Annotated in this window: 1 protein-coding gene; it reads left to right on the top strand. The window is 59.7% G+C overall.

What is annotated here, in order from left to right:
- Nucleotides 1–216: 216 nt before the first annotated feature.
- Nucleotides 217–2,796, top strand: a complete 2,580-nt coding sequence (locus HQL63_16190; GenBank protein MBF0178362.1) for a leucine--tRNA ligase — start codon at nt 217–219, stop codon at nt 2,794–2,796.
- Nucleotides 2,797–2,844: the final 48 nt, after the last annotated feature.

Genomic DNA, 2,844 nt, shown 5'->3' with positions numbered 1-2,844 from the left:
GTTTGAGTTTGGTATGGCAGTTTGATCGCAATCAACCAAACGAAGGCACTACCCGCACGGCGCACCCCCAAAAAACACGGCCAAAAGACCGAATCACCACCCCGGTCTTTCAAACATCTCCCTTTTGCCCCGCTCCGGCCTCCTGTGGTAAAAGAAGGGAAGATCGCGGCGAGTTTGCCGTGCCGTTGGGCCCTTGCCAAGGAAACGTGAAAAAACATGGAGAAAAAATTCAATCCCCAGGCCATCGAAAAAAAGTGGCAGGCCATTTGGGATCAAGAGCGAATCTTTCGCACGGTTGAGGCGTCCGATCGGGAAAAATTTTATTTATTGGTGATGTTTCCCTATCCATCAGGACGTATCCACATGGGTCACGTCCGCAATTATGCCATCGGCGACCTGATCGCACGGTATCAGCGTTTGCGGGGCAAGAATGTCCTGCATCCCATGGGCTGGGATGCCTTTGGCATGCCTGCCGAAAATGCCGCCAGCCAAAAGGGGATTCACCCCGCCGACTGGACTTATGAAAATATTGCCACCATGCGGCGGGAGCTGAAATCCATGGGGCTCTCCTATGACTGGGAACGAGAGTTTGCCACCTGTGATCCCGAATACGCCCGTCATGAGCAGGAGTTGTTCCTGCAACTTTATGAAAAAGATCTGGTCTACCGCAAAAAGTCCCTGGTCAACTGGGATCCGGAGGACCAGACGGTTTTGGCCAACGAACAGGTGATCGATGGCCGGGGTTGGCGCAGCGGCGCGGCGGTGGAGCGGCGGGAACTCTCCCAATGGTTTTTGCGCATTACCCGGTACGCCGACGCGCTTTTGGAGGGGATCGAACGTCTGCCGGGATGGCCGGAAACCGTGCGCACCATGCAGACCAACTGGATCGGCAAGAGCCATGGGGTGGAGTTTGCCTTCCGGATTGCCGGCGAGGAGGCGACCCTGCCGGTCTACACAACCCGACCGGACACCATCATGGGTGTGACTTTTTGCTCCATCGCCGCCGAGCATCCCCTGGCGGCGCAGGTGGCCGCCAAGGATCCGGGCGCTGCGGCATTCATTCGCACCTGCCAGCAGAGCGGCACCAGCGAAGAGGCCATGGAACGGCTGGAGAAAAAGGGCTATGACACCGGCTTGCGGGCCATCCACCCCATCACCAACGACTTGGTTCCGATCTACATTGCCAACTTTGTCCTCATGAGCTATGGCACCGGTGCGGTCATGGCCGTTCCGGCTCACGACCAGCGGGACTTCGAGTTTGCCCGTGCCCATGGCCTTCCCATTCGGGTGGTGATCCAGCCCCAGGGTCTCTCCCTGGAGGCCTCGACCATGACCGAAGCCTATACCGGACCCGGTTTTCTGGTCGATTCCGGTCCCTTTGCCGGATTGGACAATGAGTCCGCCAAGGCCAGAGTTGCCGAGACATTTCAGCAGCAGGGGATCGGTCGCGCCACGATCCAATATCGTCTGCGCGACTGGGGCATCTCCCGGCAGCGGTATTGGGGCAATCCCATCCCCATGGTGCATTGCCCGGTTTGCGATGTCGTGCCGGTACCCCGGGAACAGTTGCCCGTCTCCCTGCCACGCGATGTCGATCTCAAGGGGGTCGGCAACCCTCTGGAACGCCATCCCACCTGGAAAGAGACCACATGCCCCCGCTGCGGCGCTCCGGCACGGCGCGAGACCGATACCATGGACACCTTCATGGAGTCTTCGTGGTATTTTCTCCGGTACTGTTCACCCGATGTCCACGACGCCCCTCTGGATCGGGAACGGGTCGCGCATTGGATGCCGGTCGATCAATATGTCGGCGGTATCGAGCATGCGGTGTTGCATCTGCTCTACGCCCGATTTTTTCACAAAGCGTTGCGGGATGTGGGCTGGGTTCGTTGCGACGAGCCGTTCACCCGGCTGCTGACCCAGGGGATGGTGCGCAAGGATACTTATCGTTGTCCGACCCATGGCTGGCGCTATCCAGCCGAGGTGGTCCAGTCGGAAGGCGGACCGGCCTGCCAGGAGTGCGGCGCTGTCCTGGAGGTGGGGCGCAATGAAAAAATGTCCAAAAGCAAACACAACGTCGTTGATCCCAACGATCTGATCGCCGGTTATGGGGCTGATACAGCCCGTCTGTTCATGCTCTTTACCGCCCCGCCGGAGCGGGATCTGGAGTGGAACGAAAGCGGGGTGGATGGGGCCTGGCGGTTTCTCAACCGGCTTTGGCGGCTGGTCCAGGAGATTGCCACCCGTGCTCCCGGCGCCAAGCCCGCCACCTCCATGCCGGAGGATGATGCCCTGCGCAAGCTGCGCAGCAAGGTGCATGTCACCGTGGCCCGGGTCACGGCTGACCTGGAGCGATTCCAGTTCAACACCGGCATTGCGGCGGTCATGGAACTGGTCAATGAGGGTCTGCTGGTCCTGGCCACCCTGGAAGGGGCGTTGCACGGGGAGGCTGCCGCCGTCATGCGCGAGTTGGCGGAGATCTCCGTGACCCTGCTCAACCCCTACGTGCCGCACATCTCCGAAGAGTTGTGGCAGGATTTGGGCGGGCAGGGATATTTGTGCCACCAAAATTGGCCGGAGACCGATCCGGCAGCCCTGGTTCGTGACGAGATCACCATCGTGGTTCAGGTCAACGGCAAGCTGCGCGCCCGGTTGGGCGTGCCGCCGGATATGGATCGTGAAGAGTTAAAAAACAAGGTGTTGAACGACGAACGGGTGACGCCGTTTTTGGCCGGCAAGACCATCCGCAACACGGTGGTGGTGCCGGGGCGTCTGGTCAATATTGTCGTGACATAAAAAAACGATTGAAAAACTGGGATGGAGGTCCAGGAGGAAGGGCTGCGC

This window comes from Magnetococcales bacterium (genome assembly GCA_015231175.1).
In the GTDB taxonomy this organism is placed as follows: domain Bacteria; phylum Pseudomonadota; class Magnetococcia; order Magnetococcales; family DC0425bin3; genus HA3dbin3.
Note: the sequence above shows the minus strand (reverse complement) of the source record. Positions and strands in the feature narration are given on the sequence as shown.